16 protein-coding genes are annotated in these 20,964 nt (G+C 47.0%); 12 read left to right on the plus strand and 4 right to left on the minus strand.

The features are described from left to right. Positions 1 to 216: 216 nt before the first annotated feature. The 12 genes from purF to VLX91_07035 all read left to right on the plus strand — a co-directional run bounded on the left by purF (position 217) and on the right by VLX91_07035 (position 16,898). Entirely contained in the window at positions 217 to 1,743 is a 1,527-nt protein-coding gene (gene purF / locus VLX91_06980; protein HUI29943.1) for an amidophosphoribosyltransferase, read from the plus strand. A 31-nt stretch (positions 1,744 to 1,774) separates the two neighbouring features. Next, positions 1,775 to 2,410: a CDP-alcohol phosphatidyltransferase family protein gene (locus tag VLX91_06985; protein HUI29944.1), complete on the plus strand. Its 636-nt coding sequence runs from the start codon at positions 1,775 to 1,777 to the stop codon at positions 2,408 to 2,410. A gap of 11 nt (positions 2,411 to 2,421) precedes the next feature. Further along, a complete protein-coding gene (gene ftsY / locus VLX91_06990) occupies positions 2,422 to 3,342 on the plus strand; it encodes a signal recognition particle-docking protein FtsY (GenBank protein ID HUI29945.1) in 921 nt (306 codons plus the stop codon). 9 nt (positions 3,343 to 3,351) lie between these two features. Beyond that, positions 3,352 to 5,157: a DNA mismatch repair endonuclease MutL gene (gene mutL, locus VLX91_06995; protein HUI29946.1), complete on the plus strand. Its 1,806-nt coding sequence runs from the start codon at positions 3,352 to 3,354 to the stop codon at positions 5,155 to 5,157. Between the two features lie 154 nt (positions 5,158 to 5,311). After that, on the plus strand, positions 5,312 to 7,141 hold the full coding sequence (gene aspS / locus VLX91_07000) for an aspartate--tRNA ligase (protein HUI29947.1): 1,830 nt from the start codon (positions 5,312 to 5,314) through the stop codon (positions 7,139 to 7,141). 100 nt (positions 7,142 to 7,241) lie between these two features. Then, complete coding sequence (locus tag VLX91_07005) at positions 7,242 to 9,701, plus strand: TIM-barrel domain-containing protein (protein HUI29948.1); 2,460 nt, start codon at positions 7,242 to 7,244, stop codon at positions 9,699 to 9,701. A gap of 396 nt (positions 9,702 to 10,097) precedes the next feature. After that, positions 10,098 to 10,595, plus strand: a complete 498-nt coding sequence (locus VLX91_07010) for a DUF4402 domain-containing protein (GenBank protein ID HUI29949.1) — start codon at positions 10,098 to 10,100, stop codon at positions 10,593 to 10,595. A 161-nt stretch (positions 10,596 to 10,756) separates the two neighbouring features. Further along, complete coding sequence (locus VLX91_07015; GenBank protein ID HUI29950.1) at positions 10,757 to 11,659, plus strand: DUF4402 domain-containing protein; 903 nt, start codon at positions 10,757 to 10,759, stop codon at positions 11,657 to 11,659. Between the two features lie 44 nt (positions 11,660 to 11,703). Then, complete coding sequence (locus VLX91_07020) at positions 11,704 to 12,525, plus strand: hypothetical protein (protein HUI29951.1); 822 nt, start codon at positions 11,704 to 11,706, stop codon at positions 12,523 to 12,525. Between the two features lie 222 nt (positions 12,526 to 12,747). Further along, positions 12,748 to 15,618: an SPOR domain-containing protein gene (locus VLX91_07025; protein ID HUI29952.1), complete on the plus strand. Its 2,871-nt coding sequence runs from the start codon at positions 12,748 to 12,750 to the stop codon at positions 15,616 to 15,618. Between the two features lie 151 nt (positions 15,619 to 15,769). After that, positions 15,770 to 16,129: a hypothetical protein gene (locus VLX91_07030; protein ID HUI29953.1), complete on the plus strand. Its 360-nt coding sequence runs from the start codon at positions 15,770 to 15,772 to the stop codon at positions 16,127 to 16,129. Between the two features lie 295 nt (positions 16,130 to 16,424). Continuing rightward, positions 16,425 to 16,898 (plus strand): hypothetical protein, encoded by a 474-nt coding sequence (locus tag VLX91_07035; protein HUI29954.1) that lies wholly within the window; start codon positions 16,425 to 16,427, stop codon positions 16,896 to 16,898. A gap of 47 nt (positions 16,899 to 16,945) precedes the next feature. On the opposite strand, the gene VLX91_07040 is transcribed toward VLX91_07035, so the two are convergent. From VLX91_07040 to nirK, 4 genes are read right to left on the minus strand one after another with little or no spacing between them, the layout of a single operon-like run. After that, a complete protein-coding gene (locus VLX91_07040; protein HUI29955.1) occupies positions 16,946 to 17,809 on the minus strand; it encodes a hemerythrin domain-containing protein in 864 nt (287 codons plus the stop codon). A 19-nt stretch (positions 17,810 to 17,828) separates the two neighbouring features. After that, positions 17,829 to 18,500, minus strand: a complete 672-nt coding sequence (locus VLX91_07045) for an SCO family protein (GenBank protein ID HUI29956.1) — start codon at positions 18,498 to 18,500, stop codon at positions 17,829 to 17,831. Further along, positions 18,497 to 19,267 carry a formylglycine-generating enzyme family protein gene (locus VLX91_07050; protein HUI29957.1) on the minus strand — a complete coding sequence of 257 codons (771 nt, stop codon included), beginning with the start codon at positions 19,265 to 19,267 and terminating at the stop codon, positions 18,497 to 18,499. Before VLX91_07050 ends, VLX91_07045 begins: the two co-directional genes overlap by 4 nt. Next, entirely contained in the window at positions 19,267 to 20,742 is a 1,476-nt protein-coding gene (gene nirK, locus VLX91_07055; GenBank protein HUI29958.1) for a copper-containing nitrite reductase, read from the minus strand. Before nirK ends, VLX91_07050 begins: the two co-directional genes overlap by 1 nt. Between the last annotated feature and the right edge of the window lie 222 nt (positions 20,743 to 20,964).

A 20,964-nucleotide genomic window follows, 5' to 3' on the forward strand; every position in this document is an offset into this window, starting at 1 on the left:
ATGATTCCAGGTTAAGTAACGGCAGTCATCGGCTGCCGTTTTTTTATATGAATTTCTCAATCACCACCCGAAGGTTTGTTTTACGTCGACTACTTTCTTAATTTGAATCTGGTGAGGATTTTCAAACGAATATTTTGTGTTTAGTAATTGGCTGTTCATGATTTCTGGCCGATAATTGCCAGCGGCTAATATTTTTCTACTCGGAGTCTTTCGATAATGAATGAAGTAAGTTTAAGGATAGAAAAACCGAAAACGTTCTGTGGCATTGTCGGAGTCTATGGCGCAAAGAACGCTTCAAGTTATATTTATTACGGATTGAATGCTCTCCAGCATCGCGGTCAGGAAGCGGCAGGAATTGTTACACGTGCAAGATCCGCGGGAAAGACTTTCTTCAATGTTCATAAAAACACCGGACTCGTCGCGGATGTATTTAAAGGCGACAAGATTCTTAATGACGTTCTGAAAGGCGATGCCGGTATCGGTCACAACAGGTATTCCACCACGGGTTCTGCCGACAGCCGGAAAAATGTTCAGCCTATTGTAGTCAATTACCGGAAGGGAAATCTTGCGATCGCTCATAATGGCAACCTGACCAACAGTCACAGGCTGCGGGATGAATTGACGGAAGCCGGCACACTTTTTCAGACAACTACAGACACCGAAATAATACTCCACCTTATCGCACGCAGTCAGGAAGAAACGGTGATTGATCAGATCTATGAAGCATTGCAAACAGTACGCGGAGCGTTCTCACTGGTCATTCTCACCGATGATCAGCTTATCGTGGCGCGCGATCCCTATGGGTTCCGTCCGCTCGCACTCGGAAAGGTAGGAGATGCATTCATCGCTTCGTCGGAGACTTGTGCCTTCGATGTGATCGGCGCGGAGTATCTGCGTGATGTCGAACCGGGCGAGGTCGTCGTGATCGATGACGAATCGATTCAAACACAAAAAGTACGCTCGATTTTCTTGCCCGATTTACCGAAAGAGCCGCGTCACTGTATCTTTGAATATATTTATTTCTCGCGTCCGGACAGCAAAATTTACGGTGAGAGTGTTGATAAGGTTAGAAGAAAGATCGGCAAGGGCTTGGCCGAAGAATCTCCCGTTGAGAATGACGAGGACGAGAAGCTGGTAGTGATCAGCGTCCCGGATTCGTCGAATACCGCAACTCTCGGCTATGTTTCGCAGAGCGTGAAGATGGGAATAAAGGCAAAGTTCGAGATCGGATTGATACGAAGTCACTATATTGGCAGAACTTTTATTCAGCCGGGCCAGAATATGCGCGACTTGAAAGTGAAAATGAAATTCAATACGGTCAGAGGAGTATTGAAGGGACGAAAAGTTGTAATAGTCGATGACTCTATCGTCCGCGGCACGACGAGCAAGCAGCTTGTTAAATTGATCCGCGAAGCGGAGCCGTCTGAAGTTCACTTCAGGGTAAGCTCGCCGCCGATCATGCATCCGTGTTTCTACGGGATGGATTTTCCTTCGGAACAGGAGTTGTTTGCTAACCAGTTCGACGGGGACATCGGCCGCATGACTAAGGAGCTGAATGTCGACTCGCTTGCATACTTGTCCCTCGAAAAGCTCCTGGAGTCAGTTCCGAGGGATGCGGAAGATTCCCAAAGTGGAAAGGGGAAAAATTACTGCACGGCGTGTTTCAGCGGACAATATCCTACCGAAGTTGAATTGAATACCAAAGAAGAGTTTGAAGCAAACATTAATGAAGCGAAAGTGTAAAAGCCTGCCTTCGCTTACAGGAGACTGAATTGTGGGCTCTCTTCATCATGTCTCCGAATCGGAGACCGAAGACCGGGACCTGAAATCTGGAAGTAGCTCTCCGATCTCTGGATTGAATGTTGAGAAGCGCTGGACAATCTCGAACATTCTCAGCATGAGCCGGATTCTCCTGCTGGTCCCGATTGTCATCCTTATTCTCAAGCAGGAGAGCGGATACCGGGTCACAGTCTTGATATTGATGTTGATTGCTGCAATGACCGACTTCCTTGACGGTTTTTTTGCCCGTGCATTGGACCAGGTTACTGATTTCGGCAAACTCCTGGATCCGATTGCCGATAAAATATGTGTCATCGCTGTCGCGGCAGCTCTTGTACTCGCAGGGGACATCCCTTTATGGTACGCGGCTTTGGTTGCGCTCCGCGATGTGCTTATTGTTCTGGGGAGTTCGCGGATAATAACAAAAGCGAGAGTGGTCGTCCAATCCGTGTGGACCGGGAAGCTTACGGTAAATTTCATCGCTGCATATCTTATACTTGCCACGCTGAAAGTTGATTGGTTGTTGCAGGTAAAAAGTTTTTTCCTGTATTTGAGCACCCTTTCGATATTCGTCTCACTCGCGGTATACTTCAGAGTTTACCGCGTTCATATGGTTAAGAAATCGCCGTGAGTTCGTGAAGAATGGGACTGCTTGATAGATTCAAGAAAATAAAAGATGGGCTTGCGAGAACTCGTTCCGGTCTGGTTGGAAGAATATCAAAAGTCACTTCTCAGATAAAAAAAATCGACAACCGTGTAATCGACAGTGTCGAGGAAATCTTGCTTTCTAGCGACGTCGGATTCGATGCGACGGAAAAAATCATTACGGACATTCGAGCACGGGTGAAAACCGAGGGCTATGAAGATTCCGGGATGCTGAAAGGGATTTTGAAAGAAGAAATAGCAAAGTATCTGATTAATTCGAACGGGCACGATCAGAAAAACGCGCGGCCATATGTGCTGATGATCGTTGGCGTGAACGGCGTTGGGAAAACCACGACCGTCGGAAAGCTGGCATACAATTTCAAGAACGAGGGAAAAAAAGTTTTGATTGCGGCAGCCGACACGTTTAGAGCTGCGGCCAACGAGCAATTGAAAATTTGGGCTGACCGTGCTGGAGTTGAGATAATTCAACAAAAACCTGGCACAGATCCGGGTGCAGTAGCATACGATTCTGTGAACGCCGCGAAAGCCCGCGATCTTGACGTTGTTTTGATCGACACCGCAGGGAGACTCCATACGAAAACGAACTTGATGGAAGAATTGAAAAAGATCAGGAGGGTTATTCAGAAAGTCATTTACGACGCACCGCACGAAGTGTACCTGGTTTTGGATGCAATCACCGGACAGAATGGCCTCGTGCAAGCTCGTCAGTTTCTCGAAGCCGCCGGCGTGACGGGTATCGTATTGACAAAACTTGATGGCACGGCGAAAGGCGGAATAGTCGTCGCAATAAATCAGGAACTGAAGCTTCCCGTAAAATATATCGGGGTTGGCGAAGGGATAGACGACCTGCAGCCATTCGATAGCAAAACATTTGTGGATGCCTTGTTTGAAGGATGATGGGTTAGCATGGCCAAGATTAAAGTTCTGTCCGAGGAAATTGCGAGCAAAATTGCGGCCGGGGAAGTCGTTCAGCGGCCGGAATCCGTTGTCAAAGAGCTGATTGAAAACGCTATCGATGCCTGCGCAAAATCTATAGAGGTCGAAGTAAAAGATGCGGGGAAAAGTTTCATCAGGGTAAGCGATAACGGCACGGGAATGGTCGAGCAGGATGCGCTTCTTGCATTTCAACAGCATGCGACCAGCAAAATTGCCACCTATGGAGACCTTGAAAATATTTCGACGCTTGGTTTTCGCGGAGAGGCTCTTTACTCGATCGCCGCGGTGTCGCAGGTTGAACTCAAAACCAAAACTGAAAGTGAGGATGCCGGAACGTATCTGCGTATAGACGGCGGAAAAATGGGCAAGGCATCTAAGGTGGCGCGCGATGCCGGCACTACCGTCGTGGTCAGGAATCTGTTCTTCAACACTCCTGCGAGAAGGAATTTCTTGAAGGGGAATTCCACGGAGTTCAGGCATATCTACCAGACGCTTTCACGGTACGCGATCGCTTTTCCGGAAATCCAATTCATGCTTCAATCGGGGGACGAAGTCGTCCTGCGAGCAAAATCAAGTACTGTGAAGGAGAGGCTGGACGAAATTTTCGGAGATAAATTTACTGATTCGCTCGTAGCCTTTGATGAAGATTTCGATCATTTAAAGGTTAGGGGGTTTCTCGGGAAACCTGAATACACGAAGAGGACACGGGGCGAACAGTTTTTGTTCTTGAATAAAAGATACGTTATCAACAAAGCCGTTAATCATGCGGCCTTCTCCGCGTACGAAAACCTCATAGACAAAGGCGACTTCCCGTTCTTTGCGATCTTTATCGAGCTTCCGCCGAATGAAGTCGATGTAAACGTTCATCCGTCTAAGTTAGAAGTAAAGTTCCGGGATGAGAGGAGTATTTACGGGGCTATCCGGTCTGCAACGCGCAGCGCTCTTGTCAGAAGCGATTTGGTGCCTGAGCTTGCCGTCGGAGGAGATTCACGCAGATTTGTCCCGAAGGGAACCAGCTGGACTAGTCGTGCGACGACAGAGTCTTCTCGCGGAGGATTTGTTCCGGTCATGTTCAGTTCAAAACCATCACAGCAGCAAGTTGAAGATGGCCGCATAGCTGACGCGGTCGACCCGCTGTTTGCTTTGAAGCTTCCGCAGAACAGAACAACCGGAGATGAACGGTCTGCGGATGGAGAAATTGTGGAGAGTTCCGGAGATCTCATCTATCAACTTCACAACAAATATATCATCTCGCAGATTTCGACGGGACTTCTGGTGGTTGACCAGCATGCTGCCCACGAGAGAATTATTTATGAGCGCGCTTTGAAAAGGTTTGATGAACAAGGGCAGAATACTCAGCAGCTTCTATTCCCGATAAGTTTGAATCTAGACCCTGCGGATCTTACGATTGTCGAAGAGATCATCCCCGATTTGAACAAGATGGGATTCAGCGTAAAGGTATTCAGCGGCGGAACGGTCATTCTTGACGGCGTACCAGTCGACTTGAAGCCCGGGAGGGAGAACACAATCCTCAACGAGATCATCGAGGATTACAAACGCGACAACGATTTGAGACTGACGCCGCGCGAAAAACTGTGCAAGACGTTCGCTTGCAAGGCAGCAGTTAAAGCCGGGGATTATCTTACAACCGAAGAGATGGAATCGTTGCTGGCTCAGCTTTTCAAGGCCGAAGTGCCGTATGTCTGTCCGCACGGGAGACCCGTTCTGGTGAAAATACCGCTGTTGGAATTGGACAAGAAGTTCGGAAGAATTTAAGATACATTTCACTTCTCAGCAGCAGGCTATCGGTCCAGAATCCTTTCACATTTACGCCGGGCTATTGAAATTTTACCTTTGACTTTTGACTTTAACTTCCATCCTTTCTTATATTGAATTTCATAATTTCAGAACAAAAAGATTGAATTTGTAGATGTCTCAAACCATAGTTTCATTACGCGGCAAGAAAAGGACTCACACTTGCGGCGGGCTTAGAAAAGATAATATCGATCAAAAAGTGATATTGAACGGTTGGGTCGATCGCCGCAGGGACCTGGGCGGCATGATTTTCGTCGATTTGCGGGACCGCTACGGTAAAACGCAGATCGTCTTTGCGCCTCAGCACAATGAAGCTGTTTATCAAACTGCAAAACAATTGAGGAGTGAAGATATAATCGCAGTTGTCGGCAGGGTTGAACATCGACCCGAAGGGACGACAAATCTCGGCTTGCCGACGGGCGAGATCGAGGTTGCGGCAGACGAGCTTCTGATTTTGAACGAAGCCGAGACGCCTCCATTTCCAGTGGACAGCGAGAGCGACGCGAGTGAAGATTTGCGCTTGAAGTATCGCTACGTCGACCTGCGCCGCGAAATCATGCAGAGGAATTTACAGCTCCGTCATAAAGCTGCTCAGAACGTACGACGATATCTCGACGGCCTCGGCTTTCTCGAAATTGAAACACCGTCTCTCATGAGAAGCACGCCGGAAGGTGCGCGCGACTACCTGGTCCCGAGCCGAGTCCATCGCGGCAAATTTTATGCGCTTCCACAATCGCCGCAGACCTACAAACAAATCCTGATGGTGTCGGGGTTCGATAAATATTTCCAAATCGTAAAATGTTTTCGCGATGAAGATCTCCGTGCCGACCGCCAGCCGGAATTTACGCAGGTCGACATAGAAATGTCCTTCGTACTGGAAGAGGATATTTATGAAATGGCTGAACGCCTGATGAAAAGCCTCTTCAAGGAGGTCAAGGGGGGCGACATCGAGACCCCGTTGCCGCGCATGAGCTACGACGAGGCGATGACAAGATACGGAAGTGACAAGCCGGACTTAAGGTTCGGGCTCGAAATTGAAAATGTATCAGATACAGTGCGTGGATCGCAGTTCAAAGTTTTTGAAGCAAGTATTCAGAGCGGCAACCTTGTCTGTGGAATCAAATTGAAAGGACATCCCGATCTGAGCCGCAAACAACTGGATGAATTGATAGATCTTGCAAAGACTTGCGGCGCTGCCGGACTCGTGTACTTTAAAGTCGGTGCCGACACGCTCGATTCGCCTACGGCAAAACATTTTGCCGCCGAACAGTTGAAAAGGCTCGCGATGAAATTTTCAGCGGAACCCGGAGATCTGATTCTGCTTGTCACCCAGCCTCGCGGCAAAATATTTTCGACGCTTGGTCAGTTCCGCCTTGAGCTTGCAAAGCGATTCAATCTAATCGATGAAAATAGAAACTCATTTCTATGGGTTACCGACTTTCCTTTGTTTGAATGGTCCGATGATGAGCACAGATTTGCTGCCATGCACCATCCATTTACTTCGCCAAGGGAAGAGGATGTGGAGAAATTAGACGAAGGTCTGAAAGAATTCGCACAAAAGAAACGATGGGTTCCCGATAATTCGGCGGGAACGGCCCGCGCCCGCGCCTATGATCTTGTCTGGAACGGAAATGAAATTGCCGGCGGGAGCATTAGAATTTTTCAGCCCGAGCTACAACAGAAAATGTTTGCCTGCCTCGGAATCTCCAAAGAAGAAGCCAGGAGAAAATTCGGGTTTCTATTGGAGGCATTTAAGTATGGCGCTCCACCACACGGAGGAATTGCGTTCGGATTTGACAGGCTTGTGATGCTTCTTACGGGAAGTAAATCGATCCGCGATGTCATTGCGTTTCCAAAAACAGCAAGCGCGGTATCTCTGATGGACGATGCGCCGAGCGAAGTAAGCCGCGAGCAGTTGATCGAGCTGCACCTGAAAGTTATCTGACCATCTCCGATCACGATTTGGTCGGCTTGTGTCTTGGTTCTGATTTTCGACCCCGGGGATTTCAGTGTACATTAATTAATCCTTTGCGAGAGGAATGAAAATGTTTTATGGGCTTATTTTACTCGTTGGAATCAATTCGATGTTGAATGACAGCGGCGGAAGTGGGACCCCTATCGGCAGGCTCAGACAAGTCCAAAAGACTCCAGAATCTGTGATCGCCGTGTATGATTCAGGAAAAGCTAGGGTGGAAATTTTCAAAAGCGGGATAGTTCATCTTACTATTCAGCGGGGAGACGACTCCCGAAAATCTTTCGCGGTTATTGAGGAACCGGAAGAATTGTCGCGGTACAAAATTGATTCTGATAAAAAAGCCATTTCGGTAAGCCTGAAGGATGGTGCCGTAAAGTATTTACCTGAATCCATGAATCTCTCATATGTGCCCCAAAACAGCTCAAATCAGTTGGATCTAATCGGAATTCAATTCGAGGGTTCGGGTTTGGTTGCGACTTTTGATATCCACGGCGCGAGGAATTTTTACGGACTTGGTGAAAAAACGTTGCCGTACAACAAATATGGAACATGCGATACAATGTGGAATTCCGATTTTCCCGCTTACTCGGCGAAGCTCGATCCGTTATACGAGAGTATTCCCTTCTTGCTCAAGGCTGACACGAGCGGCGCGTACGGTCTCTTCTTCGATAATACTTTTCGATCGGTCTTTGATGTCGGTGCTTCCGATAGCGGCAAGCTCGTTTATAAATCCGCAGGTGGCGCGCTCGAACTTTATTTAATCACGGGGAAGAACTCTACGGAGATCGTTCAGAGATTCAGCGAGTTAACCGGAAAGATGGCGATGCCGCCGATCTGGGCGTTGGGCTACCAGCAATCCCGATGGAGTTACTACCCTGAAGAGAAGGTACTCGACCTTGCCCGCGGTTTTCGTAAGAGAGAAATCCCGTGCGACGTAATTTACTTGGACATAAATTACATGGACGGGTACAGATGTTTCACATGGAGTCCAAAAGATTTTCCGACGCCGAAGAACATGCTGGACACTTTGCATGATTTGGGTTTCAAAATAGTCACGATAATCGATCCCGGAATAAAGAACGAGAGCGGTTATCGCGTTCATGACAGCGGCGTGAAGGAAGATGTTTTTGTGAAAAGTCCTGATGGAAAATATTTCGCGGGGCAAGTATGGCCAGGCGACTGCGTATTCCCGGATTTCTTCAACGAAAAGACGAGGAAATGGTGGGGAAGTCAGTATGAATTTTTACTCGATTATGGAGTCGACGGGTTCTGGAACGACATGAATGAGCCGAGCGTATTCAACGGTCCGAATAAAACATTCCCGCTTGATGTGGTCCATCGACTTGACGTCGAGGATCATACTAACTCTACGGGAAAGAACGCAACAGTCACGCATGCAGAGGTGCATAATGTTTACGGCATGCAGATGGCGCGCGCGAGTCGTGAAGGTTTGGAGAAACTCGAGCCGGACGAAAGGCCGTTCGTTTTGACGAGAGCAAACTATGCCGGCGGCCAGCGTTACGCCGCGATGTGGACGGGGGACAACTTCTCGAGTTTCGCCCATCTGAAACTTGCACTGTCGATGTTTTTGAATATCGGGGTCAGCGGACAGCCGTTTGTCGGAAGCGACGTGGGCGGTTTCATCGGAAATCCGAGCGCGGAACTTTTTTCACGGTGGCTTGAACTTGGAGTGTTCACTCCTTTTTTCCGAACGCACAGCGTGTGGGATTCCAAACCGAGGGAGCCGTGGGCGTTTGATTCTGCGAGTATGGAAGTAAACCGGGGAGTAATTGAACGAAGGTACGAATTACTTCCGGAAATCTACACCGCGTTCCGTGACGCAAGCGAGAATGGTCTGCCGATCGTGAGGCCGCTGTATTTGGATTTCCCCGAAGACCAGGAAGCGTATAATATTTCTGATGAATTTTTATTCGGGGATAATCTGCTCGTTGCTCCTGTTGTCGATTCTGGAACAGCCAGCAGGGAAATTTATTTACCGGGCCGTCATTCAGGTGATGATGTGAAGTGGAGGAGTTTCTATGATGGTGAAGAGATTCAGAAGGGCTGGCAGAGTGTCGGCGCACCCCTCGGGAAGACCCCGATATTTCTGCGAGATGGTACAATACTTCTTACACAAAGTTTAATTCAATCGACAAGCCAACAAGCAGACACACTAATTCTCAAGATTTACGGAACCAATTCCGCAAAGGGGAGTTCGTATTTTGATGACGGCGAAACGATGTCGTACAAGCGCGGAGATTTTCTTGTATGGAACATTACTTACGAGTACACGAATTCGCACGGGATTTTGAATTTCGATAGGGAGGGTACTTATCAACCGCGGTATAGATTTCTATCGGTGGATGTCTCCGTGCTTCCCGAGCAACGGGGTCGCGTTCCCGCGCACAAAGCGGTAATGAAAACGAGTGACGGACGCGAGTTAGTGGGCGAGATTACCGATATTCGAAATGGTGTCGTCAGAGTGACCTTCCCGTTCACAACAGAAGTAAGGTCGATTGTCGTAGAATGAAGGACGGGGCTAATTATTATTGGTGCGATAACTTTAGAGTTTAGAAGCAGGACCCCACGAGCATTATTAAAGTGGTGTAATTTAACATCGGTGAACGGATAGATTCTTCGGATTTGCATGATTCGACAGACTTAGCTACAAAACCTTTTTTTCACCTGCAACCTTTTGTGCGTTACTTTGCCAATTCCCGGTGTTACGAATTGGTAATTTGCCCCCTGTGGGACTCTTGGAAGTGAATAATATAGTCGTTTTTGTGGCTTTTCTGTGGCACGAGGCTTGTCACTGAATAGGGTAAGTATGAAAAAGATGAATTCAAAACAGGTTTTTAACAATGCGTCCCGCGAGTCGGGGCTCACAAATATTTCTAACAAACAAACAAACCTTAGGAGGTTTACAATGAAAAAGTTAATGTTAGTTGCGGCGCTGGTTCTCGTATTCGCGGGAATGTCTTTTGCGCAGGATCATGCAAGTAGTACGGCGACAATCAACGCCAATATTCAAAAAGGATTGACCATTTCTGTGTCCAACGCGATCCTCGATTTGGGAAACCTTGTTGCGGGCACGACCCCGGCCGCCGTCAGCCCTCTTAGCGGCACGGTTCCGGCTTTCACTGTAACAGGAGATGGCGGACACGTGGTAAACGTTTCATATGATGCAACGGTTACTCTGAACGGACCGAGTAGTGCAACGATGACCTTCAATTCGGATTTCAAGGGTGATGCGTCAGGTACACAAGGGAGCGCTGGTGCAGTTGGCGCGACAGTTACTTTGAGTGGTGCTTCTCCCGCTACTGGCAACTACTATTTCTGGCTTGGCGGCAATGTCGGTTCGATTGACCCCGCTCAGGCTCCGGGAAGTTACACTGGCACTTTCCACGTTTCAGTAAATTATTAATTTAGATCGACGGTGCCTCCAGTGGTACGTCGTATCGTAAATATTGTAGGGACGCAAGAAGGCTTAGCAGTAGTGCTGAGCCTTCTTTTTTCTCGTCAAGTTTCCGCTGATGTTTTATGTCTTGATATGTTGAAACATGAAGGTTGAGTGAAATGAACCGAATGAGTTATAGGTTAGGATTTGTTTTCGGAACACTTCTCGTTGCCTATCGGGCAAGTGCGCAAAATCCTTCGATAACGTTGACCCGCAACCTGTCCTTTGGCACCAATATTACAGGCACCGCAACAATAGCGTACAACAGTGCCAACGCTGCGGTATTTGCAGTTCAGTTTCCTAACTATACTGGAGCACCTACCGCCTCATTCACATTCATTCTGCCGGCTGATTTGACGGATGGTTACGGTGATAACTTACCGATTTCCTTTGCAGCGAATTCTGCCGCGTATCACGTTAATGTAAACAGCACGACTGGAGCAACTACGTTTAACCCAAATAACGGTCTGGACGGGAATTTGGGTACCGCTGCTCACATCGATTACTTCTGGCTCGGAGGAACTATTACGCCAGGGAACAACTACACGGCGGCATCTTACATGGGCACAATAACTGTCCAGGTAACTGTCACGGTCGGCACGCAACAATACACGGCAAGTCAGATCATTAATGTTACGGCATCGCTCTCGGGTAATGTTTCACTTTCAGCAAGCGGCACGCTCAACTTCAGCCCAATCGTTGCGGGCACAACCCCACCTTCACTTGGTGCTCAGGCCGTCGGTGCCCCGACATTTACTGCAACTGGTTTTAGAAACCGGAGCACTGTGTCATTCCCCGCTACAGCGACTTTGAACGACGGTAATGGCCACACGCTGACCTTCACAGCGAGTTTATACGGTTCAAGCACGAATAATCAAGCCGGGTCACATGCGATTACCTCGGGTTCGACCTTGGGCAGCACAACCGGCGGGACCTTTTATTTCTGGCTCGGCGGTTCTCTGGGTTCGGTCCCAATAGGGCAGGTGGCCGGAACATATAGTGGTACATTTGCGATAAGGATGACTTATTGAAGAAATGTCATGCAAGTTTCCATTCATTAGATTAAATTGATAGCATGAAAAAAATCTTAACCTTCGCGATAGTTTTGCTGGTTACCTCGTTTGTCAAGGCACAAGTGATTGTTGCACCGACGATCTTATTCATGAGCGACCAGTCCAGATTCGGAACGTTTGTGGTGATGAATCGATCGAACACACCTCAGGAGATTTCCATAACATTCAAGTTTGGATTCCCTGAATCTGATTCATCCGGAAATATCAGGATGCAATACGATGACAGTTCCATGGCAGACAAGCATTCATGCCAGCCATGGATCAAAGGGTTTCCGCAGAAGTTCGTCGTTAATCCCGGCCAGCAGCAAGTTGTCAGACTGGTCGTCGCCCCGCCGCCAGGAATCCAGGATGGAGAGTATTGGACAAGGTTGGTAACAAGTTCAACTCCTCAGGCAAAGGTAATCGACACGGTAAGGACCGGAATTACAGCTAACATTACCTTTGTTCTCGAACAGGTCACAACCATTATTTACAGAAGGGGAAACGTTTCAACAAGTGTCAGTCTACCCGACATTGAAATTAAGCAGGACACAGCCTCGATAAATTTGCTTGCTCGTGTGACGAAAGGAGGGAATTCTCCTTTTTTTGGAAAAATCTCTGGCGAGGTTCAGGACAAGGCCGGGAACAAATTATACGATGAAGAAGAGGTCATCGCAGTTTATCGGGACGACATGGTTTTTAAATTTGCAGTGCCTCTTTCCAAGCTGCCGCAGGGTATGTACACTGCCGCTATCAAGCTGTCATCGGAAAGAACCGATATTTCGCAGGATGACCTTTTAAAAACCGCGGCAGTGGAAAAAACCATAAAATTTTCAGTCCAGTAGAAATTATGTTTAACTCAGAATCAATAATCATCTATTTAAATTTTTGAAAACCTTAGAGCGGGACAAAATATCTGTACAAAAGCTTCGTGGATATGGATAATTGCAGCGAGCCTTCTCATTGTCGGGAAAGCGGGGGGACAAACAAACTTCGAGCAGTCTCAATCACAGGAAATCTATCTCTCTTTCAATTATAACGGACTGGTAAACACCGTAATCACTGCGGTGTATCAGGACGATTCGATCTATATTCCTATCGGGGCAATTTTCAAAGAACTTGAAATTGATAGGACAATCAGCCTTCGAGATTCCACAATTAAAGGATTCTTTGTCAGACAAAACGATTTATATGAAATAAATTTTGCAAGACATATTGCACGCCTGAACAGGAGAACAATAAAGTTCGACAGTAGCCAAGTAATCATCGGCCATTTGGACTATTATGTTTTGCCATCCCTCCTCAACAAGATTTTTAGCTTAGACTTTTCTGTCGACATGAGTTCGTTGGCGCTTTCGCTTACGACGGAACAAGAGCTTCCGATCGTTACTGAATACCAGAGAGAAGCGCGGAGGAATTATCTCGTTACTACACCGCAGGCGTCATTCATACAGGCACCCCTTGCCTATCCCCGCCATCGTTCACTATTAAATGGAGGGGTAATGGACTATTCGCTTACAGGCTTCGCTGGAATGGGACAATCGGCTTATAACTATGATTTTACCGGCGGGGGAGAAATTCTCGGCGGAGAAGCCGAAGGTACAATCTTCGGAAATTTTTCGGACAGGACCTCCAAAATTTATTCTAGTGACATTAGCTGGAAATACGTTTTTGATTCGACCAAGTACATCACTTATGCGGGCCTGGGCAATCTCTATTCGAATGGCTTGACACAGTATGGATTCCGCGGCGTTCAGCTTTCGAACGAACCGGTTTCTATAAGGACAATTTTCGGCAAATACGTCATCGATGCAAAAACAAACCCAAATTGGGACGTGGAGCTTTATCTTAATGGTCAACTTGTCGGATATTCGAGAGCCGATGCGGACGGCAACGCGCATTTTTCGATACCTCTCGTCTACGGCACTTCATTTGTGCAGCTCAAATATTACGGACCGAGCGGAGAGGTGATTGAATCCGACCGCAGACTTCAAATACCATTCACATTCCTACCGACAGGGCAAATTACATATACGGTCGGCGGCGGCAAGCTTAACAATACGGACTATAACTTTATTTCAGGCGATGTTGCAGCGGGAATTTCCGACTGGATGACGGATAAGATTGGTTTGGACTATGTTGATGATCCGATTTTCGCAAAACCTCTCCTGTACAATTCGCTTTCGTTGAGAGTTGGCACCGAATACATGATAAGCCTTGACGCTGCGCCGTCTGCCTATTATCGCTCTACTTTTGACGCGCTCTATGCTTCACAAACGGCGTTCGATGTAGAGTATACTCGGTATCGGAATAATCTGCTTTACAATCCGAGCGAAAAGCTGCAGGACGCCCAGGCAGATGTTTTTATCCCGGTCATTTTCCCGATCGGTTCGTTTAACCTTAGAGCCGCTGCAATCGGGCAGGAATATGTAAATGGACAAAGGGCTTACAGCTATTCCTCCTACATAAGCTCGAGTGCCGGACAGTTCAACGCATCGTTGGGCTATCTTTTATCGGTTCTCAATTATGGCGGAGGGGTCATAAGAAGTTATGGATTGACTGCCAACGTTTTGTACTCGTTGATATTCCAGGAGGGAGCATTCGATTTTCTGAACGGATCACTCCTGGATCTAACCATGAGATACGGAGTTCTCAAGAATTCTCTCGACGATATAAGGTTAGAGTTTTCAAAGAATGTCCAGCAATATGTGAGAGTCTCCGCCGCAGTTGAGAGAGACTTCGTGAATAAATTCACCACGTTTAATTTACAGGTAGTAGCGGATTTACCCTTCACTCGTTCGACAAGCAACGCTCAGATTCAGAACGGCAAGTCATGGTTCAGTGAAAATGTTTCTGGCTCGATTGGTTATGACAGCCGATATCGCCATTTTGTCTTCAACGATCTCGGATGGGTTGGGCATTCAGCCGCTTCCATGAGGATGTACGTGGATAACAACAACGACGGCAAGTATGACGCAGGCGACGAGGTCATCGATGGCACAGTAACTTTGAGGCAGGCCGTGTCGTCTGAAATCTCGAGTGATGGCATTCTAAGGGAATGGAATCTTCTGCCTTATACACAGTACAGTGCAGATATAGACATTAGCTCAATCAAAAACCCTTTGTTGATTCCAAAACAAAAATCATTTTCGTTCGTCACAGATCCTAATTCCTATAAGTCCATCGATATACCGTTCTTCGCAGGAGGAATTGTCGATGGCACCGTATTGAAAATCTCCGGCGAGACCGCGACGGCGATCCCGGGTTTAACTCTCGAAATCAAATCTGTCGGTTCTGATTTCCAGAAAGCTATTTCGATTTTCGGTGACGGTAGTTTCTATTATATGGGCCTGCCCCCCGGAAAATATGAAGCCTATGTCGACTCGAGCCAGCTCTCTATGCTAGGGTTGGACGCCGATCCTGCTATTTTGAAGTTTGAGGTCAAGCCGACGAAGAATGGAGACTACGTTGAAGGTTTGAAGATTTTGTTGCATGACAAAAAGTCGCAGACCACGGGAGAACTAATTGAGAGGTTTCCTGCAGGTGAGGCGACCAAATGGATTGTTTACAAAGAAAGATCCGCGATCACCGAAGGCAAGTTTAGAATACAACTTGGCGCTTTCTCCACGCGTAAACGAGCCGAAAAATTTGCGGTGAATTTGAGACAGAGAACCGGACAGCGGTTAGACGTTTCTCTAAGAAGAAATTCAAATTTGTATGTGGTTCAGTCTGAACCTATTAGCAGAAAAGAAGATGCCGTGGATAGACTTATTAAGTTCTTGGACAGGTTCCAGTTCGAGGACGCCTTCATGACATACGAAGGAGGTGACCCGATCAAGTATCTTTACTCGATCCAAATAGCGGTAACCGTATACGCATTCAAGATTCTCAGGAGTTTATCAGCTCTTCATGGGGAATCCTTTCATATTCAAAGGTAATTATTACCGATGAACCCAAGGTAATCTTTAGCAAGAAAAAACCACCAAGCCTTGTAACTATCAATAAATCAAGTTGTTATGCAACACGATAGAGTTGTCTTGATTCCACAGATTCTTGGCATTGCCTTCGCAAGATTAAGAGCAGAAGGCAATGAAAAGAAAATTGAACATATCGCTCCTCCTCCCGGTGATCGGGTTGCTCGTGTGGACGTCAAATTCACAGGCTCAACAGGTGGCGACCGCAACTGCAAGAGTAACCCTCACGGTAATTCCCGCGGCGGGGATTAACTTTACTCAGACAAATTCCACAAAAACATCTTCCTCGGTAAACCAATCCAATGGCAGTGGAATTACTTTGCATACAACCAGCAACGTGGCCGTCATGATGAACTCTTCCAGCGGCAAAAAGATGTTGAATGACAACCACGTCGGGCAGGGAGTTACAAAAACCATTACTTCAAAAGAACTCAACGACGTTTCAAAAGTTGAAATAATATACCTCGGAAGCTAAAGCTCCGCGTATTTCTTCACCCCTACACGAAAACTCATTTCAGGAAATAATTGTAATCCCAATTTACTTTAGCGTAATACTACACGTGCCATAGCGGGCAGGACAGGTTATTCTATCGTATTTTCCATCAATTCGGCGGCATACTAGGTGCAGATTGGCCCTACAGTGGTACATACCATGACGGCGCAGTAGAATGTTTTTTGAGACGTTGGTTCATTTTTGCCAAGGCGATGCCCTTGTATGTAATCGAATCCAGCTACTAGTTATGTTACAAAATTTATTCGAGAGAGGTTAAGTGGCGAATTTTACAATAACAGCAGATTTCTACAGACTGTTTGAGACCGTGAAAATTCCGTTCGTTGTGACCGATTGCGATCTTAGCTTGGTCTATGCAAACCAGTTTGCGCACGAAGCGCTTCCGATGACACTAGAGATCGGAAAACGCCTCAACATAGAAGAGTTCTTGCAGGCTGAAGACTCGTCTGCATTCGATGCCGTTGTCGATGAGTGTAAAAAGCAGGGGGAGGGGATCGGAACTCTTAAGCAAAGGGATGTCGACAAATACTTCAAGGTGAAGGCGTATTATCTCAGAGGTCCCGATAGCGAGATAGTATTTCATTTCGACGATGTCTCTCAAGTAAGGGTTCTCGAAACGCAATTTTATGAGCATCTCGTCGATCTGTACAACCAATTGGAAACCAAGGAGCGCGAGATCTCAACCCTCAAGTCTAAGGTGCTTCAATCTAAAGAGATGAGCCGTAAGATTTGAGTCCCGCCGGAAAAACCTTCAGTCCATCTTCCTAGAATTCCTTCCAGTCAAACCGTCTGCAACTGTTCGAGGCTCCCCTTGAAAATCTTATATCTATCTTCATGCGGCAGGGTACTATTAATCAAAGGATAGAGAATGAGTTCTTCTTTCTTATTGTGAGTCGCCAGCTTGCCGATCAATTGGTTGAGTATGCCGTGAATTGTCTTCACGTCAGTCTTGTCGGCAGGAGTGGAAATGCAGGACACAATCTCGCGATGTTCTGAAATCATTACGCGCACCGGTCTCATTTGCTCTGGGGTCGCATGGTCTCCGAAAGAAGGGAACAACAAAGTTTCTTCAAGTTCGATATGCTTCAGAAGCTGTGCCCTGGTTTTTGAGTAAAGCCTTGTTGCGCTTCTTTGCTCGGGGGCCGCCCGCAGCGACGATATGTTCAAATCAATCCTTCTATGGTCGAGTTCAAATAGAGACCAAACATCCGATTTCTTTCTCTCTTTTTCCATGTGATGGACTTTTTCAATTAGAGAATCCAATTCCTGTTCTGAAAGTTTCTTTCCCAACCTGGCAATTAAAATGTTTTCCTCTTCGCTGAAATGTTTGCCTAGTAGAACCAAAAAATCATCGATCTGTGATCTCAATAATTGAACGTCGCCATGGCCGAATGTCGCTTCAATCATGTCGAGACCGTGTTTTATTTCTTTGTGTTCTCGTATCATGTCGTTTACAAATTTCAGATCGTCGTCGGCGGCGTACAGAGTGAGTTCTTCAGCTTCGGCGTGAGGCACGAGATATTCCTCACAATAGGACAGTAGAAGTGATGCGTCGGTCGGGGTCTCTTTTGCTCGGTCGGCTAGTGATTTTATTGCGCCGATAAGCTGACTGTGGTGTGTATGTAGTTTTTCGAGCGAGCTCATTTTCTTTCCTTTTTTTTGCTTAGTTTTGCTCTGAACATGACCTTACAGCGTCCACGATGTCGTCTATGGACCGATTCAAACCGAAATGCTTAAAAACGATCTCCCCTTGCTTGTTGAGAACGGTTATTTGGCTCGAATGGAAAAAATCTCCGTTGGATTTCATCTTGAATTCGACTCCGAGAACTTCTGCGAGCGAACGAATGTCGTCTTCTTTGCCGGATAGAAGCTCCCAATCTCTGCCGAGCCGTTGATTCTTGGCAAGTGTCTTTAGAGCCTGAGGCGAATCTCTCTTTGGATCGAAGGAAACGAGAACGAATCCGGCCTTCCCTTTGAGATCATCCCGCAGGCTCGATTCGATTCTTTTCATGTCGTTGATCGTCAAGGGACAGGCGTACGTGCAGTGAGAATAGAACATTGCCACGATTTCAACTTTCCCCTCTAGATCGGCTATGTTGATCGAATTGCCATCTTGATTTTCCCAAGTTGAACCGAGTTGATAGACGGAATTTCCGGTCACCGGGAGAGAATCGGCATTCTCTACACAACACATCCTATCATTTCTTCGGTCTGCCGATCGGGCAGACTGGTTGTTTTTGTATTTTGATTCGGCTTTCTTTTGAGACAGGACCGCCGATTCAAGTGAAATGGTTAAGACTGCGGCCGTCAATAAAGAGAAGAAGATTGTTTTCATTTTGTGATCCTCGAGTTTTTGTGGTAGGTCGTATTACACCTTCGTGCCGAAATGCACTTCGGTGTGCAGGCACATCTAAATCCTAGGTTGAGAAGGCAGTAGCTTGCTCTCAATGCGCCGCGAAACGAGTATCGGAGGAACGTCTGATAGTCTTTCGGATTATTTACATTCACGGAGGACCCGCCGCAACTTAGGATTGAAGGAGAGTCGACTTCTTCCGCCTGGCTTCCGTCGAGTAGGATGTCATTGAAATCTTCCGTCCACTCCCGAATATTTTGCATCGATAAAGAAGTTTCCATCCGATTAGCCATCATCCTGACGACATATTCCCATTCGTCCGTCGTAGGGAGTCTTTTGTGTGCCCATTTGCAGTAAGCCTGCGCTGCGAACCACGATACATCGGTTACAGGGTCAAGTGACCGGATATTTTTTCCTAGTTTTAAATCCGCAGCCCAATTCCTCAAATAATTTTTGTCCGCGAAGATGGGTCTAACTCTGGACTTCCTCCATTGTGGGTTTACCTTGACGAAATAGAGAAACTCGGCGTTCGTGACTTGATGCACATCAAGGCAAAAGGACTTCACATGAGCTTTGGCTTTCTCGCCGGCCTCTTTGGAAAAAGGAACATAACTGCCTCCCGGGACAAAAATCATTTTCTCGTTCGGCATTTTGAATGAAGAGGTCTGGCACATTCCCATCGTTGCGAAGAACAGAAAGGTAAGCACGATTTCCGCTGAAGATGTTTTCGACTGCAGTGGAATTCTCATCAGTTATCTCCGTTTAAAGAAATCATTTTTGCTGACCTGATCTGTTCGATTTCCTTTTGAGCTACGGGACCCATCTTATTTCCGAAGCTGCTTCGTACGAACGTCAACACTTTTGCGATTTGTTGATCATCGAGAGGTTGAGGTGGCATGACATTGTTGTATGCCTTCCCATTGACCATGATGGTTCCCGAATGGCCGTGGAGCACGAAGTCGATAGCCGTCTTCTGATTATTTTTCAGAAAGTCTGATCCTGCAAGCGGAGGGAATACGTTCGGGATCCCTTGCCCGTTTGACTGATGGCATGCTATGCAGGTTCGATCAAAAATTTGCTGTCCGGTCTCTTCCGCTGATACCTGCTGCGTGCTAACATTGGTTTGGATTTGGTCGTCAGCGGATTCGTCGCTCGTGTTATTAACGGAAGGCTGGCCGAGGTAGATTTCATCCGCCTGTTTTCCCGAATAAACGAGTTCGTTGCCTTTTCCTGTCACAACCAATTGTCCGACGGCTCCTTTGTTGAACGAGCGAAAAACCGAATGATCCACGATGCTGTATGTCCCCGGTACTTCAGTTTTGAATTCGACTATGGCCGCACCGCCCGCCGGGATCAAGGTCGTCTGGATATCATGCTCGGTTACTGTCGACCCGCCTTCACCATAAACTTTGTCGAACACTTCGCCAATGATGTGAAATGATGAGATGAGATTTGGTCCGATGTTCCCCACGAATATTCTTATGATCTGGCCGGTTTCGGCGGTCAGAGCATTTTTCCCGGTAAGAGATCCGACTGATCCGTTGAACACAACATATGATGGACGTTCATCTAGTGCTTTTTGGAGATCGAACTGCTGCAAGCCGGAGTCGCCAAACTCGCCTGTCGTGTAGAACTCGCTTTGCATTATGTAGAACTCTTTGTCAACTTGCGGAAAACCTTCTTTCGGCTGAACGAGAATCAATCCGTACATGCCGTTGGCGATGTGCATCGGTACAGGCGGAGTTGCGCAATGATATACGTACAATCCCGGATGCAGGGCTTTGAATGAAAAGACTGATGTGTGACCGGGAGGTGTGACCGATGAAGCCGCGCCGCCCCCGGGACCGATCACTGCATGCAAGTCGATGTTGTGTGCCATCATGTCGGACGGATCATTGCTGAGGTGAATTTCCACGAGATCGCCTTCGCGTACGCGAATCATCGGGCCGGGCACGGTTCCGTCGAAAGTCCAGAATTGATATTGCACGCCGTCCGCAAGTCTCCCGATTTTCTCTTTTGTGAAAAGGTGAACCACGACCTTTGATGGATGGTTACGAATTATCGGGGGTGGGACGTTCGGTGCGGACGTCAGCACTGCATCCTCCGTGCCTTCCATTTCATTCGAATAACCCGTCTCGCACCCGGAGTTGACAACGGCAAGAAGAATTATGGGTAGAAATGTCCCCAGGAAAAGAATCGTTCGGATTTCCGTTCTCACGTTCATTTTTGCATCTCCATTTCAAAGCTACACTGAAGTCAATTCATCTTTATTATTTCGGATAAAACCCTCTGAAATATAAGCATAAAAATAATCTATCTAGTTCGCAAAAAGCAGTCCCATCTAAAGTGATTCTTTTCCTCATGTGTATTTCAGACTTTTGTATCTGAAATATATTGTGTTGGAAAGCGTTTGTCAAGTCATCTATTAAGGTATCGAGGAGACCCC

The sequence above is a fragment of the Candidatus Acidiferrales bacterium genome, from assembly GCA_035515795.1.
Lineage (GTDB): Bacteria > Bacteroidota > Ignavibacteria > Kryptoniales > JAKASW01 > JAKASW01.

What these genes read in the sequence shown, in the direction of transcription:
- VLX91_07015 (HUI29950.1), top strand. Translation starts at nt 10,757, where the DNA reads ATGAGTTATAGGTTAGGATTTGTTTTCGGAACACTTCTCGTTGCCTAT.
- nirK (HUI29958.1), bottom strand. Translation starts at nt 20,742, where the DNA reads ATGAACGTGAGAACGGAAATCCGAACGATTCTTTTCCTGGGGACATTT.
- VLX91_07010 (HUI29949.1), top strand. Translation starts at nt 10,098, where the DNA reads ATGAAAAAGTTAATGTTAGTTGCGGCGCTGGTTCTCGTATTCGCGGGA.
- mutL (HUI29946.1), top strand. Translation starts at nt 3,352, where the DNA reads ATGGCCAAGATTAAAGTTCTGTCCGAGGAAATTGCGAGCAAAATTGCG.
- VLX91_07045 (HUI29956.1), bottom strand. Translation starts at nt 18,500, where the DNA reads ATGAAAACAATCTTCTTCTCTTTATTGACGGCCGCAGTCTTAACCATT.
- ftsY (HUI29945.1), top strand. Translation starts at nt 2,422, where the DNA reads ATGGGACTGCTTGATAGATTCAAGAAAATAAAAGATGGGCTTGCGAGA.
- VLX91_07020 (HUI29951.1), top strand. Translation starts at nt 11,704, where the DNA reads ATGAAAAAAATCTTAACCTTCGCGATAGTTTTGCTGGTTACCTCGTTT.
- VLX91_07040 (HUI29955.1), bottom strand. Translation starts at nt 17,809, where the DNA reads ATGAGCTCGCTCGAAAAACTACATACACACCACAGTCAGCTTATCGGC.
- purF (HUI29943.1), top strand. Translation starts at nt 217, where the DNA reads ATGAATGAAGTAAGTTTAAGGATAGAAAAACCGAAAACGTTCTGTGGC.
- VLX91_07050 (HUI29957.1), bottom strand. Translation starts at nt 19,267, where the DNA reads ATGAGAATTCCACTGCAGTCGAAAACATCTTCAGCGGAAATCGTGCTT.
- aspS (HUI29947.1), top strand. Translation starts at nt 5,312, where the DNA reads ATGTCTCAAACCATAGTTTCATTACGCGGCAAGAAAAGGACTCACACT.
- VLX91_07030 (HUI29953.1), top strand. Translation starts at nt 15,770, where the DNA reads ATGAAAAGAAAATTGAACATATCGCTCCTCCTCCCGGTGATCGGGTTG.
- VLX91_07005 (HUI29948.1), top strand. Translation starts at nt 7,242, where the DNA reads ATGTTTTATGGGCTTATTTTACTCGTTGGAATCAATTCGATGTTGAAT.